The 19012-nt window shown below is 72.9% G+C and carries 2 protein-coding genes and 1 pseudogene (1 of these 3 cut by a window edge); all 3 read right to left on the bottom strand.

Annotation, left to right across the window (positions count from 1 at the left end; genetic code table 11):
- Positions 1–9 precede the first annotated feature (9 nt).
- Positions 10–7053, bottom strand: coding sequence for an SDR family NAD(P)-dependent oxidoreductase (locus ACIRQ7_RS29985; protein ID WP_404265756.1), 7044 nt, complete (start codon positions 7051–7053; stop codon positions 10–12).
- Between the two features lie 36 nt (positions 7054–7089).
- Positions 7090–12471 (bottom strand): annotated as a pseudogene (locus tag ACIRQ7_RS29980) (SDR family NAD(P)-dependent oxidoreductase); the annotation flags it as partial.
- A 38-nt stretch (positions 12472–12509) separates the two neighbouring features.
- A protein-coding gene (locus tag ACIRQ7_RS29975; protein WP_404265755.1) for a type I polyketide synthase crosses the window boundary here: on the bottom strand, positions 12510–19012 show its 3' portion. The gene runs 21991 nt beyond the window's last position; the window shows 6503 of its 28494 coding nt (coding positions 21992–28494); its start codon lies off the right edge, out of view; its stop codon occupies positions 12510–12512.

Genomic DNA, 19012 nt, shown 5'->3' with positions numbered 1-19012 from the left:
GTGCCACTGTCACGCTCCGAATACGGATTCGAGCCAGTTGTCCGCGACCTCCGCTGCCGCCGGGGCGTCGGTCCGGACGATGGAGAGGTGGTCCGCGTCCAGCTTGACGATGTCGGCCGTCGGGATCTTCTTGCTCAGTCCGTCGCCGTCGGCCTGGATGCCGGGGTACAGCCGCGTCGCCTGAATGCTCAGCACAGGGGCGGTCATCTGCTGTACGTCGATGCTGTTCAGCAGGCGCATCCACCGCCCCATCGCGGACATCTTGGCGTTGGTGATCCGCACCTGGGAGGCCTCCGCGGCGAGGAAGTTCGCCCGCAGCAGGCCGCCGTAGTCGATCTCCTCGTGCGACTCGTGCCGGATGCTGAGGGTGTCCAGCAGCACCAAGCCCGCGGGCTTGATGCCCCAGGTGCTCTCCAGCAGACCCGCGGCCGCGTAGGAGTACGAGCCGGCGGAGGAGTGTCCGACCAGGATGAAGGGCTCGCCGTCACTCGCACGCAGCGCGCTCTCCGCGATCGACCGGGCCGCGCACTCGGCCGTGGCCGGCTGCGGGTCGCCCGGGGCGAAGCCGACCAGCGGCAGGGCGATGACCTTTCGCTTTCCCCGGAAACGGGCGGCGAACCTGGCGTACTCCTGAACGCCGCCGTTGGCGGTGGGCGTGCTGATGCAGATCAGCATCGGCGAGGCGGGGCCCTCGGCGAGCGTGGTCGGCAGCGGCAGGTCCTCCAGCTCGGCCGTGTTCTCGAAGTTCGGGCCGCCGACGCCGCCCATGGCCGACACCAGCCGCATGGCTTCCGCGATCTTGTCCTCCCTGATGGAGGTGAGGAAGCGCTGTTCGAGCCAGTCGACCTGCTCCCCGGCGCCCGCGCCGACGAGGCCGGCACCGGACGAGGAGCCGCCCTGGCCGGGCCGCGCCACGAGTTCGCCGCGCAGCCAAGTGGCGAGCTTTTCCGGAGTCTTGTTCTCGAAGACCACGGTCGCGGGCAGTTGCAGCCCGGTGGCCGCGGCGAGCCGGTTGCGCAGCTCGACCGAGGTCAGTGAGTCGAACCCCAGCTCAAGGAACTCCCGGTGGGTCTCGACGCCCTCGGCCGAGGCGTGCCCGAGCACGGCGGCGGCCTCGGTGCGTACGAGGTCGGCCAGGTAGGCGGTCTGCTCGTCCTCATCCAGTTCCGCGAGCCGCCCGGTGACCCGGCCGGCCGGGTCGGCGCCGGTGGCGGTGGTCCCGGCGGCGCGGCGACGGGACGTGACCAGGCCGCGCAGTACGGGCGGTACGGGGCCCTCGACGCGCATCGGGCCTGAGGTCCGGCCGAGCGCGACGAGGTGGGCCGCGTCGCACGCCCCGGCCGCGTCGAACAGCGCCAGGCCCTGCTCGACAGTCAGCGGCTTGGCTCCGTAGGAGGCGATCCGCTGCAGGTCCGCGTCGGACAGGGTGGCCGTCATGCCGCCGCTCTGGGCCCAGGCGCCCCAGGCGAGGGACTGCGCGGGCAGGCCCTGCGCCCTGCGGTGCCGGGCGAGCGCGTCGAGGAAGACGTTGCCCGCGGCGTAGTTGCCCTGGCCGGGGGCGCCGGTCACGCCCGAGATGGAGGAGTACAGCACGAACGCGGCCAGGTCGAGGTCCTTCGTGGCCTCGTGCAGATGCCAGGCGGCATCCGCCTTCGGGCGCAATACGGCCGACAGCCGCTCGGGGGTCAACGAGGTCACCACGCCGTCGTCGAGGACACCAGCGGTGTGGATCACGGCGGTCAGCGGGTGCGCGGCAGGCACCGACGCCACGGCCGCGGCGACCGCCCGGCGGTCGGCCACGTCGCAGGCGAGGACGGTGACCTCGGCGCCGTGGGTGGCCAGTTCGTCCCGCAGGTCACCCGCCCCGGGTGCGTCGGGGCCGCTGCGGCTGACCAGCAGCAGGTGGCGTACGCCGCGCTCGGTCACCAGGTGCCGGGCGAGTTCGCGGCCCAGTCCGCCGGTGCCGCCGGTGATCAGTACGGTGCCGTCCGGGGACCAGGCGCGCGGCATGGTCAGCACGGTCTTGCCGATGTGCTCCGTGCGGCTCAGGTGGCCGAAGGCCTCGGGAGCCCGTCGTACGTCCCAGGTGGCGACGGGCAGCGGGCGCAGCACGCCCCGGTCGAACAGCTCCAGCAGTTCGCCGAGCATCTCCTGGGTCCGGTCCGGGTCCGCTTCGGCGAGTTCGAGGGTGCGGTAGTGCACCGGGGCGGCGGACTCGGGGTCACGGACAGTACTGCCCATGTCCAGGAAGTGGCCGCCCGCTGCGGTCAACCGCAGGGCGGCGTCGGCGAATTCGCCCTCCAGGGCGCTGAGCACCACGTCCACGCCGCGGCCTTCGGTGACCTCCAGGAAGCGCTGCTCGAAGTCGGTGGTGCGGGACGAGGCGAAGTGGTCGTGCGCGACGCCCAGTTCCCGCAGGGTGTCCCACTCCCCCTCGTCGGCCGTGGCGAAGACCTCGGCGCCGAGGTGCTGCGCCAGCTGGATCGCCGCCGTGCCGACGCCTCCGGCACCGGCATGCACGAGGAGCGACTGGCCCGGCCGCAGGCCGGCGAGGTCCTTCAGAGCGTGCAGGGCGGTCAGGAAGGCCAGCGGTACGGAAGCGGCCCGGTCGGACGACCAGCCGTCGGGGATACGGGTCAGGAGCCGCTCGTCGGCGACGGCCACCGGGCCGAAGGCGCCGGGCACGAGGCCCATCACGCGGTCCCCTGGGTGCAGTTGACGCACCTCGGGTCCGGTCTCGGTCACCACGCCGGCTGCCTCGGCGCCCATCGGCACGGCCTCGCCCGGGTCCTCGCCCAGGGCGCTCCGTACGTCGCGGACGTTCACCCCGGCGGCCTGGACCGCCAGCCGGACCTGCCCCGGTGCGAGCGGCTCCAGGGACTGCGGGCAGGGCGCGAGCATCAGCGTGTCGAGGCCGCCCTTGGCCGCGGCGTCCAGCCGCCACGGCACTCCGGCGGGCGGCAGCAGTCCCGCGCCGCTGCCCAGGACGGCCAGCCGGCCCACCCGGACGGCACCGTCGCGTACGACGAACTGGGCGTCATCGGTGGCCAGCAGGCCCGGAAGGTCCGCGCGTACCGCGGCGAGCCCCCCGTCGCCGTCCTCAAGGTCCAGGAGTGCGATCCGTCCCGGACTCTCCGACTGCGCCGAGCGCACCAGGCCCCACACCGCGGCCGCGGCCAAGTCCCGCACGGACTCGCCCTCTTCGGCGGATACGGCGCCGCGCGTGACGAACACCAGGCGCGCGGCGCCGGATTGCTGCTCCCACTCGTGGAGCAGGCCCAGGACCCGGGCGGTGAGCTCGTGCGCTGCGGCGGGCAGGTCATCGCCCGTACCGGAGACGGGGACCACCACGAGGTCCTCATTGCCGGTGAGGTCCGCCAGGGAGGCGACCGAGGCGCCCACGCCGAGTTCGTCGGTGCCCAGGGACACCCAGCGGATGTCGGCGGGCGGCACCTCGGGGGCGGCCACCCAGTCCAACGACAGCAGCGCGTCGTGCTCGGCGCTGCGCCGCATGCCCGGTGCTGCCGCACCGGCCAGTTGGCCGCGCAGCACCAGTGCCTCGGCGGACAGGACAGGCGCGCCTTCGACGTCGACGGCCGCGATGGACACCGAGTCCTCACCGGTCTTCACGACGCGGGCCCGCAGGACCGAGGCGCCGCCGGCGTGCAGCGACACACCTTGCCAGACGAACGGCATGAGCTGGTCGTCGTCGCCGCCGACACCGGCCATCCGGTGGGCCTGCAGCACCGCGTCCAGCAGCGCCGGGTGGATCCCGAAGGACTCCGCCTCCTCCGCGACCCGGCCCGGCAGGGCGACCTCCACAAAGGCCTCGTCCTCGCGCCGCCACACCGCGCGCAGGCCCTGGAAGGCCGGACCGTACCCGGTCCCGTCGTAGAAGCCCTCCAGGTCGACGGCCACCGCGTCCCGCGGCGGCCAGGCCCGGGAACCGAAGTCCGCGATCCGCTCCCCGGTGGTCAGGGTGCCACTGGCGTGCTGGATCCATGGCTCGTCGGCGGCACTGCCGGAGCGCGAGTGCACGGAGAGCGCACGGGCTCCCGTCTCGCCAGGGGCGCCGACCAGCACCTGGACCTGTGCGGCACTCTCCTCCGTGAGCACCAGCGGGGCGAGCAGGATGAACTCCTCGACCCGGTCACAGCCGACCTGATCTCCGGCGCGCATCGCCAGTTCCAGGAAGCCGGCACCCGGGAAGAGGACGTTGTCGCCTATCGCGTGGTCGGTCAGCCACGGGTACGTCTGCAGCGACAGACTGCCGGTGAGGAGCACCGCCTCGGAGTCCGCGAGCGTCAGCGTCGCGCCCAGCAGGGGGTGCTCGGCGGGCAGGAGTCCGGCCGCGGTGACCTCACCCGCGGACGCGGCGGGCCTGGGCCAGTACCGCTCGTGCTGGAAGGGGTAGGTGGGCAGGTCGACGCGGCGGGCGCCGGTACCGGCGAACCACGCGGCCCAGTCCACCGCCACGCCCGTGACGTGCAGCCGCGCGAGCGCGGTCAGCAGAGCGGTCTCCTCGGGCCGGTCCTTGCGCAGGGCCGGAACGGCGGTCGCGGCGCCGTCCAGGCTGTGCTGCGCCATCGCCGTCAGCACACCGTCCGGACCCAACTCCAGGAAGACGGAAGCACCTTCGGCCTCCAGCGTTCGCACGCCGTCCGCGAAGCGCACGGTCTCCCGCACATGCCGCACCCAATAACCGGGCGAACACACCAGCTCCTCGGCGGCGAGCTCCCCGGTCACGTTGGACACGATGGGGACCTGCGGAGCCTTGAACGACAGCCCCTCCACGACCCGCCGGAATTCCTCCAGCATCGGCTCCATCAGCGCCGAATGGAACGCGTGGCTCACCGACAGCCGCTGGGTCTTGCGCCCCTCGGCCGCCAACTCCTCCGCGATACGCAGCACTTCGGGCTCAACCCCGGCGATCACGACCGCCTCGGGGCCGTTGACCGCAGCGATCGACACCCCGTCGACCAGCCGCCCCGCCACCTCGGCCTCCGCGGCCTGGACAGCCACCATCGCACCGTTCGCAGGAAGGGCCTGCATCAGCCGGGCCCGAGCCGCCACCAGGGTGCACGCGTCCTCCAGCGAGAACACCCCGGCCACATGGGCCGCCGCGATCTCACCGATCGAGTGCCCCGCCACAAAGTCCGGACGGATCCCCCAGGACTCCACCAGCCGGAACAGCGCCACCTCGACGGCGAACAGCGCCGGCTGAGTGAACCCGGTCTCGTCCAGGCCGGTCGCTTCACCGAACATCACCGCGCGCAGATCCCGCAGCTCACCATCGAACTGCGCAAGCACCGCATCCAACGCCTCGGCGAACACCGGGAACCGGCCGTACAACTCCCGGCCCATCCCCACCCGCTGCGCACCCTGACCCGAGAACAGCACGGCGAACTTCCCGGCCGTGTCCTGGGCGAGGCCGCGCGCGACCTCGGCCGTCCCGTCGCTCCCGGCCAGAAGCACCGCACGGCGCTCCAGGTGTGCGCGGGAGGTCGCCAGCGAGAAGCCCAGGTCGACCGGCGAGGGGCCGCTCAGCGCAGTGATCTGCTCGAGCTGCGCGGCCAGTGCGTTCTCGGACCGTGCGGAGAGGAGCCACGGCACGGTCGACGGAACGACCGGCGCCGCGGTCTGCGGGCCTTCATCGCCCTGGTCGTCGGGCTCCTCGGCGGCCGGTGCCTGCTCGATGATGACGTGGGCGTTGGTGCCGCTGATGCCGAACGACGACACACCGGCCCGCCACGGACGGTCGGCCTTGGGCCACTCCCGGGACTCCGTCAGCAGCTCCACCGCACCGGACGACCAGTCGACATGCGACGACGGCGCATCCACATGCAGGGTCCGCGGCAGAACACCGTGCCGCATCGCCAGGACCATCTTGATGATCCCCGCCACCCCGGCCGCCGCCTGCGTATGACCGAGATTCGACTTCACAGACCCCAACAGCAACGGCTGGCCTTCGGCCCGGTCCTGCCCATACGTGGCCAGCAACGCCTGAGCCTCGATCGGATCACCCAGCGACGTCCCCGTACCGTGCGCCTCCACCACATCCACATCACCGGACGACAAACCGGCGCCGGCCAGGGCCTGCCGGATCACCCGCTGCTGGGCCGGGCCGTTGGGTGCCGTCAGACCGTTGGAGGCGCCGTCCTGGTTGACGGCCGAGCCGCGGACGACGGCGAGGATCTCGTGCCCGTTACGGCGGGCGTCGGACAGACGCTCCAGCACGAGGACACCCGCGCCCTCCGACCAGCCGGTGCCGTCGGCCGCGTCGGCGAACGCCTTGCACCGGCCGTCCGCCGCAAGCCCGCCCTGCCGGCTGAATCCGGCGAAGCTCATCGGCGACGACAGCACCGTCACGCCCCCGGCCAGGGCGAGCGAGCACTCACCGGAGCGCAGCGCGTGGGCCGCCAGGTGCAGGGAGACGAGCGAGGAGGAGCAGGCCGTGTCGACGGTGACCGCCGGACCCTCCAGCCCGTAGGTGTACGAGAGCCGGCCGGACAGGACGCTGCCGGCGAGGCCGGTGCCGGCGTGACCCTCGACGTCCTCGCGGGAGTTCAGCACGACGTTGGTGTAGTCGACGCCGTTCGTGCCGACGAAGACACCGGTTTCGGTGCCGCGCAGGGACACGGCGTCGATTCCGGCGCGCTCCAGTGCTTCCCAGGACGTCTCCAGCAGGATGCGCTGCTGCGGATCCATGGCCACGGCCTCGCGGGGCGAGATGCCGAAGAAGGAGGCGTCGAAGCCGGCGGCGTCCACGAAGCCGCCTTCGGCCGTCGTGCTGCTGCCGCTTCCGTCACCGGTGAGCAGCCCCAGGTTCCATCCACGGTCCGTGGGGAACGCCGAGATGCCGTCGCGGCCGTCGCTCAGCAATTGCCAGAGCTCTTCGGGCGAGCGCACTCCGCCCGGCAGCCGGCAGGACATCCCGACGATGGCTATGGGCTCCTGATGGGCGGACTCTGCCTCCCGAAGCCGTCGGCGGGTCTGGTGCAAGTCGTTCGTGACCCACTTCAGGTAGTCAACGAGCTCGTTGTCATTCGGCATGACGAGGAACCTTCCGTGCAAATAGGGGGCCGGGACTCAGCGATCGCTGTGACGCCCGAGTTCGTTGTCGATGAAGGCGAAGATTTCCTTGGCGCCGGCGGCTTCGATCCGCTCGGCGACGCTCTCCTCCGCCTCGGCCCCTCGCCACTGGTCCAGGATCTGCGACAGGCGGTTGGCGACGGCGGCTTTGGTGCGGGCGTCGGGCGCACCGGCTGCGAGTGCACGGTCGAGCCGTGCGAGCTCCGCCTGGAGGGCCGGGCCCGTGGCGGCCTGGGCTTCATCCACGAGCTGGGAGACGAGGTGTTCGGCGAGTGCGAGGGGGCTGGGGTGGTCGAAGACAAGGGTGGCGGTGAGCCTGAGGCCCGTGGCGGTGGAGAGCCGGTTGCGCAGCTCGACGGCGGTCAGCGAGTCGAAGCCCAGGTCGTGGAACTCCCGCCGGGCGTCGATCGCCTTGTCCGACGCATGCCCGAGCACGGCGGCGGCCTCGGTCCTCACGAGGCCGGTCATCAGGCGTGTGCGCTCCTCCGCTCCCGCCTCCGCCAGTCGGCGGCCGAGCGTGGCGGCGGCTTCGGCGCCGGCCGTGGAACCGGCGGCCGTACGCCGGGCGCCCTTGATCAGGCCCCGGAGCACCGGCGGTACGGTGTCGCGGCTCCGGGTGCCCGTGGCGACCGGGCCGAGGGCGACGAGGTAGGGCTCGTCCAGCGCGATGGCGGTGTCGAACAACGCCAGGCCCTGCTCGGCGGTGAGCGGCGGCACACCGGTCGCCGCGATCCGCTGCATGTCCGCCTCTGACAGTGTTCCCGTCATTCCGCTCGCCTGTGCCCAAGCGCCCCACGCGAGGGACTGGGCGGGCAGGCCCTGGGCGGCACGGTGCCTGGCCAGGGCGTCGAGGAAGACGTTGCCCGCGGCGTAGTTGCCCTGGCCGGCGCCGCCGATGACTCCGGAGACCGAGGAGAAGACGACGAACGCGCCGAGGCTCCTCTCCCGGGTGAGTTCGTGCAGATGCCAGGCCGTGTCCACCTTCGGGCGCAGCACGCCGGACAGCCGCTCGGCGGTCAGCGACGTGACCACACCGTCGTCCAGCACACCGGCCGCGTGGACCACCGCGGTCAGCGGATGCGCGAGGGAGTCCAACACCCGCCCGAGCGCGGTCCGGTCGGTGGTGTCGCAGGCCTCGATCGTCACGTCGGCGCCGAGCGCGGTCAGCTCCGCACGCAGCTCCGCGGCTCCCGGCGCGGCCTCGCCCCTGCGGCTCAGCAGGACGAGGTGCTTGGCGCCGCGCTCGGCCACCAGATGCCGAGCCAGGAGGCCGCCCAGACCACCCGTACCGCCGGTGATCAGCGTCGTGCCGTCCGGGTCCCAGGCGGGGACGCGGGGTGTGCTGTCGTCCGGTGCGGTCTGCCGGGCCAGCCTGCCCACCTGCACCGTGCCGTCGCGTACGAGGAACCGGTCGTCACCGGCCGCGAGCAGGCCCGGTAGGCGCGGCAGGAGGGCCGGGAGATCCGCATCCGTTGCGTCCACCAGGACGAACCGGTCCGGGTTCTCCGACTGCGCCGACCCCACCAGTCCCCACACCGCCGCCGAGGCCAGATCGTCGCCGGACACCGCGCCGCAGGTCACGAACACCAGCCGGGACGCGGCGAACCGCTCTCCAGCGAGCCACTCCTGCATCACCTCCAGTACCTGCGCGGTCAGTTCGTGCACCGCTCCCGGGGCTTCGGCGCCCGCACCGGACACCGGGAACACGACCAGCTCGGGAACGTCCACCGACGACGCCAGTCCGTCGGCGTCGAGCGTCACGCTGCGCACCTCGCCGCCTGCCGGCGCCTCCGGGGCCGCCACCCAGTCCAGCCGCAGCAGCGCACCCTGTTCCGCGCTCGTGCCGCGGGTCGGCTGCCGCAGGGGTCCCCTGGCACCCAGGACCAGTGAGTCCGCCGACAGGACGGGCGCGCCCGCGGTGTCCGCCACGACGACGGAGAACACGTCCTGCCCGGTCTTCACGATGCGTATCCGCACCTCTGAAGCCCCACCGGCATGCAGCGCGACCCCGTTCCAGGCCGCGGGCACACGGTCACCGTCGCATCCGGCCACCTGCGTCACCGCTTCCAGCAGCGCCGGGTGCAGGCCGAATTCCGCGGCGTCCTCCACCTGGCCCGGGAGCGCTGCCTCGACGAAGGTCTCGTCGCCGCGGTTCCACACGGCGCGTACGGTCCGGAACACCGTTCCGTGCTCGACGTCCTCCGCGAAGTCCGCCGGGTCCGCCGCTTCGGCACCGGTCGGCGGCCACACCGAGGCGTCGAACTCCGTCGCTCCGTGTGCCGGGTGTTCTCCTGTGCGTGCTCCTGTCCCTTCTTCTTTGCGTTCTTCGGAGGTCAGCGTGCCGGTGGCGTGGTCCGTCCACGACCGGTCGGCTCCGTCCGCGGCCTGCGAGGAGACGCGTACCTCGCGCACGCCGTCCGCGTCGGGGGCCCCGGCCCACACCTGGAGGAGTACGGCGTCGTCCTCGGCCAGTACGAGCGGCTCGGTGAAGGCGAGTGTGCCGACGCGGTCGCAGCCGACCTGGTCGCCCGCGTGGACGGCCAGTTCGAGGAACCCGGCGGCGGGGAAGACGTACGCCCCGTCCACCACATGATCCCGCAGCCAGGGGTGGGTCCGCGTCGACAGCCGGCTGGTGAACAGCAGCCCGCCCGTGCCCGCCGGCGGCACCGCCGCGCCCAGCAACGGGTGCTCGGCGGGCAGGAGCCCGGCGGCGGCGACATCACCCGCCGACGCGGCGGGCCTGGGCCAGTACCGCTCGTGCTGGAAGGGGTAGGTGGGCAGGTCGACACGGCGGGCGCCGGCACCGGCGAACCATGCGCTCCAGTCCACCCCGATGCCCGCGACATGCAGGTGGGCGAGCGCGGTCAGCAGAGCGGTCTCCTCGGGCCGGTCCTTGCGCAAGGCAGGAACGGCCGTCGCGGCACCCTCCAAGATGTGCTGCGCCATCGCCGTCAGCACGCCATCGGGACCCAACTCCAGGAAGACCGAAGCACCTTCGGCCTCCAGCGCCCGCACACCGTCCGCGAACCGCACCGTCTCCCGCACATGCCGCACCCAATAACCGGGCGAACACACCAGCTCCTCGGCGGCCACCTTCCCGGTCACGTTGGACACGATGGGGACCTGCGGAGCCTTGAACGACAGCCCCTCCACGACCCGCCGGAAGTCCTCCAGCATCGGCTCCATCAACGGCGAATGGAACGCGTGGCTCACCGACAGCCGCTGGGTCTTGCGCCCCTCGACCGCCAACTCCTCCGCGATACGCAGCACTTCGGGCTCAACCCCGGCGATCACGACCGCCTCGGGGCCGTTGACCGCAGCGATCGACACCCCGTCGACCAGCCGCCCCGCCACCTCGGCCTCCGCGGCCTGGACAGCCACCATCGCACCGTCCGCAGGAAGGGCCTGCATCAGCCGAGCCCGAGCCGCCACCAGGGTGCACGCATCCTCCAGCGAGAACACCCCGGCCACATGGGCCGCAGCAACCTCACCGATCGAGTGCCCCGCCACAAAGTCCGGACGCACACCCAAAGACTCCACCAACCGGAACAACGCCACCTCGACAGCGAACAACGCCGGCTGAGTGAACCCCGTCTCGTCCAGACCCCCCGCATCCGCATCGCCGAAGATCACATCCCGCAACCCGGCATCGAAGTGCCCAAGCACCGCATCCAACGCCTCGGCGAACACCGGGAACCGGCCATACAACTCCCGACCCATCCCCACCCGCTGCGCACCCTGCCCCGAGAACAACACCGCCAGCGAGCGGCCCGTCTCCGCGCGGCCCCGGATCGCTTCGGACAGCTCACCGTCCGGGCACTGCGCCAGCAGCACCGCCCGGTAGGCGAAGGCCGCACGGCCCGAGGTGAGCGAGTACCCCACATCCGCCGGTGGCGACGAGCCCCTGAGCAACGAGATCTGCTCGATCTGCGCCGCCAGCGCCTCCTCGGACCTGCCCGACACCGGCCACGGCACCACGGTGGGCGCCAACTCCCCTTCCATTGCGGGCTCTTCGACCGGGTCTGCCTGTTCCACGATCACGTGGGCGTTGGTGCCGCTGATGCCGAACGACGACACACCGGCCCGCCACGGACGGTCGGCCTTGGGCCACTCCCGGGACTCCGTCAGCAGCTCCACCGCACCGGACGACCAGTCGACATGCGACGACGGCGCATCCACATGCAGGGTCCGCGGCAGAACACCGTGCCGCATCGCCAGGACCATCTTGATGATCCCCGCCACCCCGGCCGCCGCCTGCGTATGACCGAGATTCGACTTCACAGACCCCAACCACAACGGCTGACCTTCGGCCCGGTCCTGCCCATACGTGGCCAGCAACGCCTGAGCCTCGATCGGATCACCCAGCGACGTCCCCGTACCATGCGCCTCCACCACATCCACATCACCGGACGACAAACCGGCGCTCGCCAGAGCTTGCCGGATCACCCGCTGCTGCGACGGCCCGCTGGGCGCGGTGAATCCGTTGGAGGCGCCGTCCTGGTTGACGGCCGAACCCCGGACCACGGCAAGAACGGGGTGGCCGTTGCGGCGGGCATCGCTCAGACGCTCGACGAGGAGGATGCCTACGCCCTCCGACCAGCCGGTGCCGTCGGCCGCGTCGGCGAACGCCTTGCACCGGCCGTCCGCCGCAAGCCCGCCCTGCCGGCTGAACTCCATCAGGGAACCGGGCGACGACATGACGTTCACGCCGCCGACCAGAGCCAGTGAGCACTCACCGGCCCTCAGGGCGTGGGTCGCCGCGTGCAAGGCCACGAGCGAGGAGGAGCACGCCGTGTCGACCGTCACCGCCGGGCCTTCCAGGCCGAGCGTGTACGACAGCCGACCGGAGGTGGCGCTGGCGGCGATTCCGGTGCCGATGTCGCCGGTGGCATCGGCCAGGGAGCCCACCAGCAGATAGGCGTAGTCCTGGCCGTTGGTGCCGACGAACACTCCGGTGCGGCTGCCGCGCAGGGACGCCGGGTCGATGCCGGCCCGTTCGATCGCCTCCCAGGAGGTCTCCAGCAGCAGCCGCTGCTGTGGATCCATGGTGACGGATTCACGCGGCGAGATGCCGAAGAAGTCCGCGTCGAAGTCCCCCGCACCGTCGAGGAAGCCGCCTTCCTGGCTGACGGCGTTGCCGCGCTGGTCGACCCCGGCCCCCCGTAGGGCGTCCAGGTCCCAGCCGCGGTCCGTGGGGAAGGCACCGATCGCGTCGTCGCCGGCGGCCAGGAGCTTCCACAGCTCCTCGGGTGAGTGCACGCCACCGGGGTACCGGCAGCTCATCGCGACGATCGCGATCGGTTCCGTGGCCGCGGCGACGAGCTTGTGGTTCTGCCGGCGCAGGTGCTCGGCTTCCTTCAGCGAAGCGCGAAGGGCCGCGACGACGGTTTCACTGGATGTGGTCATGGTCCGCTCTTTCAGCGCTCTTGGGAGGAATTGCCGTCGAGTGCCGCCTGCACCAGGTCGGCGACGTCCATCGCGTCGATCGAGTCGTCGAAGGCGTCTGCCGCCGTGGTGGCGGCGGCCTCGCCGTTGGACGCCGCGCTCTGCTCGGCGGCGAGCTTCATCAGGGGTTCGAGTACGCCGATTTCCCGCAGTCGGCTCATGGGGACGGAGGCGAGCAGGGCCCTGATGCCGGAGGAGTCCAGGTCGGCGTCGCCGGCCCCCTGCCCCGGTCCCTCGTCGGGGACGAGCAGGCTCAGGATGTGGTGCGCCAGGTCGGCGGGGTGGGGATGGTCGAAGACGAGCGTGGCGGTCAGGCTCAGCCCGGTCGCGGCGCCCAGCTGGTTGCGTAGTTCGACGGCGCTGAGGGAGTCGAAGCCGAGGTCGCGGAACGCCCGGTCGGCGGCTACCGCGTCGGCCGTGGGGTGTCCCAGTACGGCCGCGGCCCGGGTGCGGACCAGGTCCAGTACGGCGTCGGAGCGCTTGGCGGGCGGCAGGCCCGTCAGCTGCTCGCGCAGCGCGTCGCCGGTATTCCCGCCGCTGTCCGCCGCCTCGTGCTCGGCGACGGCCGGCTCGCCGAGGAGCGGGCTGGGCCGTACGGCGGTGAAGGAGCGGACGAACCGGTCGCGTTCGATGTCGGCGACGACCTCGGTGGGCCGCCCGTCCAGGACGGCCCGGCGCAGCGCGACGACGGCGAGGTCCGGGTCCAGCGGGCGGATTCCGATGCGCTGGGCCACGTCGGCCGCCCGGTGGCCGTCGGCCATTCCGCCGCCGCCCCACACGCCCCAGGCGATCGAGGTCGCTGCCAGGCCCTGGGCCCGGCGCTGTTCGGCGAGGGCGTCCAGGACGGCATTGGCGGCGGCGTAGTTGGCCTGGCCGGCGTTGCCGACCACTCCGGAGGACGAGGAGAACAGGGCGAACACGGCCAGGTCCAGGTCCCGGGTGAGGTCGTGCAGGGCCAGGGCCGAGGCGGCCTTGGCGCGGAAGACGGCCTCGAAGCGGTCCGGGGTGAGGCTGTCGAGAACTCCGTCGTCCAGGACACCCGCCGTGTGGATCACGCCGGTCAGTGGTGCTCCGTCGGGAATCGCGGCGAGGGCCTCGCCGAGCGCGTCGCGGTCGGCGACGTCACAGGCGGTGAGGGTGACCTCGGCGCCCAGGGCGGTGAGTTCGGCCCGCAGTCCGTCCGCGCCGGGGGCTTCGGCGCCTCGGCGGCTGAGGAGCAGCAGGTGCCGGGCGCCCGCCTCGGCGAGGCGACGGGCGACGTGGGCGCCCAGCGCTCCGGTGCCGCCGGTGATCAGGACGGTGCCGGTGGGGTTCCACTCCTGTGTGCCGCGCCCGGCCGGGACGGGGACCAGCCGGCGGCCGAGGGCGGCCGCGGGCCGGATGGCGATCTGGTCCTCGCCGCCGGGGGCCGCGAGGGTTTCGGCGAAGCGGGCCGTGGACCGCTCGTCGAGGGTGTCGGGCAGGTCGATCAGACCTCCCCAGCGCTGCGGGTGTTCCAGGGCGGCGACCCGTCCCAGGCCCCATACCGCGGCCTGGGCGAGCCCGGGTACCGGCTCGGAGGGCGCGGCGGCGACCGCACCGCGGGTGACGCACCACAGGGGTGCGGCGACGTCCGCGTCGCCGAGCGCCTGGATCAGGGCTGCGGTCAGAGCCAGTCCCTCGGGCGCCTCCGCACCGTGTCCGGGTGCGGTGGCAAGGGCGAGCAGGGACACCACTCCGGTGAACTCGTGCCCGTCGGCCGCCAGTTGGTGCAGCCGTGCGGCCAGCGCCGCGCGGTCGGGGCCGGGCGCTTCCAGCCGTAAGGTGTCCGGGCCCAGGGCGGCGACGGCGTCGGCGGCCCAGGGGTCGTCGGTGTATCCGGCCGGGAGTACGGCGAGCCAGGTACCTGCCGGGGTGCGGGCGGGCTGCGCGGTCAGCGGCTGCCAGGTGATCTGCTGCCGCCAGCCGTCGACGGTGCTCTCCTCGCCACGCCTGCGACGCCAGTCCGCGAGCGCGGGCAGCACCTTGGCCAGTGCGTCGCCATCGACATGCAGTGTCGTCTCCAGGGAGGCGAAGTCGGCCTCGCGTACCGCCGACCAGAAGCCGTCGTCCTCGCCGCCCGGTGCGGCGGGGTCGGTGGCCGGCTGGTTGGCCGGCCAGTACCGCTGGTGCTGGAAGGGGTAGGTGGGCAGGTCGGTGCGGCGGGGCTCGCCGGCTGCCTCTGCGAGCAGGGCGTCCCAGTCCGGGCCGGCTCCGTCGACGTACAGCCGGGCGAGGGCGGTGACCACGGCCTCCTGTTCGCCGCGGTCACCGCGCAGCGCGGGCACGGTGACCGCCGGCGAGGGCAGGGTGTCCAGGGTCTCCTGGGCCATGGCGCACAGCGCGCCGTCGGGGCCGAGCTCCAGGAAGGCGGTCACCCCGCGCTCGGTGAGGGTGCGGACACCGTCGCCGAAACGGACGGCTTCGCGGACGTGGCGCACCCAGTAGTCCGGGGAGCACACCTGCGCTTCGGTCGCTGCCTCGCCGGTCACATTGGACACGAGCGGGATCTGCGGGGCGTGGTAGTCCACGCTCCGGGTGACCCGTCGGAAGTCCTCAAGAATGGCGTCCATGTGCAGGGAGTGAAACGCATGGCTGACCCGCAAACGCCTAGTTTTGCGCCCGTCGGCGGTGAACTTCCCCGCAATGCCCAGGACGGCGGTCTCGTCGCCGGAGAGGACCGTTGACCGCGGCCCGTTGACGGCGGCGATCGACACTCCCTCGGTCAGCAGCGCCGTCGCCTCCTCCTCGGTGGCCTGGACGGCGACCATGGCGCCGCCGGCCGGCAGAGCGTTCATCAGCCGGGCCCGTGCGGCCACGACCTTGCAGGCGTCCTGCAGGGAGAAGACCCCGGCCACGTGTGCTGCCGCGATCTCACCGATCGAGTGCCCGGCGGCGAAGTCCGGGCGGATGCCCCAGGACTCGACCAGGCGGAACAGTGCGACCTCGATGGCGAACAGCGCGGGCTGGGTGAAGCCGGTCTCGTTGAGCCGCTCCGCGTCGTCGAACATGACGTCCCGCAGAGGGCGTTCCAGGTCGGCGTCCAGGTGCGCGGTCACCGCGTCGAATGCCTCGGCGAACGCCGGGAAGCGGGTGTACAGCTCCCGCCCCATGCCCAGGCGCTGTGTGCCCTGGCCGGAGAACAGCACCGCGAGTTTGCCACGGCGGGCCGCTGCCGCTGCCTGTACGACCTGCGGCGAGATGCGGCCGTCAGCGAGCGCGGCCAGGGCGCCGAGCAGGTCGTCGCGGTCGCCGGCGAGGACGGCGGCGCGGTGCGCGAAGACCGAGCGGGTGGTGCCCAGCGACCGGGCGAGCCCGGCGGTGGTGAGTTCGGGCCGGGCGGCCACGTAGGCGTGCAGCTGCCGGGCCTGGGCCTGCAGAGCTTCCGGCGCGGCCGCCGATACGGGCACCGGCAGCAGGCCGTGGAACTCCCCCGTGGGTGCGGTTCCGGCAGACGGATCGGGCTGCTCGAACTGCTCGATGATCACATGGGAGTTGGTACCGCTGGCGCCGAAGGCGGAGATGCCGGCCCGCCGGGGCCGTCCCGGCCGCTGCCAGTCGGCCGCGTCCGTCAGCAGCTCGACCGCGCCGGCACTCCAGTCGACATGAGCCGAGGGCTCGTCGACGTGCAGGGTCCTGGGCAGCATGCCGTGGCGCATGGCCTGCACCATCTTGATCACGCCGGCGACACCGGCGGCTGCCTGGGTGTGGCCGATATTGGACTTCAACGACCCCAGCATCAGGGGGCGTTCGCGGTTTTGTCCGTACGTGGCCAGCAGTGCCTGCGCCTCGATGGGGTCCCCCAGGGTGGTGCCCGTGCCGTGCGCCTCCACCGCGTCCACGTCGGCCGGCGCCAGCCCCGCGTTGGCCAGCGCGCGCTGGATGACACGGCGCTGCGAGGGGCCGTTGGGCGCGGTGATGCCGTTGCTGGCGCCGTCCTGGTTGACGGCCGAGCCGCGCAGGACGGCGAGGATCTCGTGCCCGTTGCGGCGGGCGTCCGAGAGCCGCTCCAGGACCAGGACGCCGACGCCTTCGGACCAGCCGGTACCGCCCGCGGAGTCGGCGAAGGCCCGGCAGCGCCCATCGGGCGCGAGGGCGCCCATCTCTCCGAACTCGACGAAGTTCACCGGGCTGGACATCACCGTCACGCCGCCGGTCAGAGCGATGGAGCACTCGCCGTTGCGCAGTGCCTGGGCGGCCAGGTGGAGGGCCACGAGCGATGACGAGCAGGCCGTGTCGACGCTGACGGTAGGGCCTTCCAGGCCGAAGTGGTAGGCCACCCGCCCGGAGAGCAGGCTCGCCGACTGCGCGGTCTGGGCGTGGCCCAGCTGGCCCGCTTCGGGTCGGTAGTCGCCCGAGCCGCCACCGATGAACACACCCGTGTCACCGCCGCGCAGCCCGGCCGGGTCGATGCCGGTGCGCTCCAGCGCCTCCCAGGAGGTTTCCAGGAGGATGCGCTGCTGCGGGTCCATCACCATCGCCTCGCGCGGCGAGATCCCGAAGAATCCGGGGTCGAAGTCCGCCACGTCGTAGAGGAATCCGCCTTCCCTGGCGACGGTCCGGCCGCCGCCGTCCCGGTCGCCGTGCAGCAGCCGGTCCAGGTCCCAGCCGCGGTCCGTGGGGAAGCCGCCGATGGCGTCCGTCTCGCCCATGACCAGCTGCCACAGGTCCTCGGGCGAGCGGATCCCGCCGGGGTAGCGGCAGCTCATGCCGACGATGACGACCGGGTCCTCGGCGGCGCCGGCGCCCTTCGCCCACGCCGCCGCGGGGAGTTCCTCGGCGTCCTCGCCCAGGAGTTCGGCCCGCAGGTGGTCGGCGAGCGCGTCGGCCGTGGGGTGGTCGAAGACAAGGGTGGCCGGCAGGGCCAGGCCCGTCGCGGTGCCGAGCTGGTTGCGCAGGTCGACCGCGGTCAGCGAGTCGAAGCCGAGATCCTTGAACGCCTGGCCGGAGGGTACGGCGTCGGCGTCCGCGAACCCGAGCACCGCGGCCACCTGGGCACGGACCAGGGCCAGTACGAACTCGGTGCGCTCCGCTTCCGAGCGGGTGGCGAGTTCGGCCCGCAGGCCTGTCGCACTACCCGCCGCGCCCGGCGCGATGTCATCCGGGTCGGCCAACACCACGCGGGCATCGGGCAGTTCCGCGAAAAGGGCCTGCGGCCGGTTGCGGGTGAAGGCAGGTGCGAAGCGGTCCCACCGTACGTCGGCGACCGTCACCGCGGGGGTGTCGGTGCCGAGGGAGCGGGCGAGCGCGGTCAGGGCCCGCGCGGGGTCCATCGCGGGCAGCCCATTGGCCCTCAGGTGGGCGGCCAGACCGTCGGTGACGGTATCCGCCCAGCCGCCCCACGAGACCGCCGTGGCCGGCAGTCCGCGGGTACGCAACGTGCGTGCCAGGGCTTCGAGTTGCGCTCCGGCCGCCGCCTCGGTGCCCCGGCCTCCGGCCCCCCAGGTTCCGGCGATCGAGGAGAAGAGGACGAACGCGTCGAGGGGACGGTCGACGGCCGCCACCTCGGCCACAGCCGCCAGGCTCTCCACATCGGCGCGCAGCGCGGCCAAGGCAGTGTGGGTTCCGTCGGCGTCGGACGGCCCGTCCGTGAAGACCACGGCGGTCAGAGGCTCCTGCGCCGGGAGCGCGGCGAGCGCGGTCAGCAGCGCCTCGCCGTCGGTCGGTGCGCAGTCGAGCACCGTCAACGGCACGCCCAGGGGGTTGAGTTCGTCACGCAGCCGTGCGGTGTCCGGTGCGGTGGGGTCGGCGAGCACCAGGTGCCGGGCGCCCTGTTCGGCGAGCCAGCGTGCGCAGTGTCCGCCGGTTCCGGAGGCCGGGCCGACGATGAGGACCGTGCCGGTCGGCCGCCACGGGGTCACGGCGGTGTCGTCCGTGGCGCGCACCAGCCGTCGCCCGAAGACGCCGGAGGGCCGCAGTGCCACCTGGTCCTCGCCGGTGCCGGACAGTATGGCGCAGAGCCTCTCGGCCGAGCGCCGGCCGAGCACCTGCGGCACGTCGACCAGGCCGCCCCAGCGGTCCGGGTGGTCCAGGGCCATGACCCTGCCGAGCCCCCACACCGCCGCCTGGGCGACGCTGACTTCGGTCTCCGAGCGGCCCACCGACACCGCGTCGCGGGTGACGCACCACAGCGGGGCGTCGATTCCGGCCTCCGCCAGTGCCGCTACCGCCTCGTCCGGCCATGCCGGTCCGGCGGGGAGGGCGTCGGCATACGGGGCCGCGAGCAGGGAGACCACTCCCGTGAACTCAGCTTGCTGGGCGCCGAGTTCGGCGAGCTGTCCGGTGAGCGCGGCACGGTCGGTCGGGTCGGCTTCGACGGTGACGGCGGACTCGCCGAGGGCCGCGACTACGGCAGCGGTCCATTCGTCGTCGGCACCGTCCGTCGGTACGAGCACCAGCCACGGTCCGGCGAGGGTGCCGGGCGCGGTGCCGGCCAGCGGCTTGAAGGTGACGTGGT

The organism is Streptomyces sp. NPDC101393 (genome assembly GCF_044767385.1).
Lineage (GTDB): Bacteria > Actinomycetota > Actinomycetes > Streptomycetales > Streptomycetaceae > Streptomyces.
The sequence above is the reverse complement of the archived record's forward strand: the minus strand, read 5'-3'. Positions and strand labels throughout refer to the sequence as shown.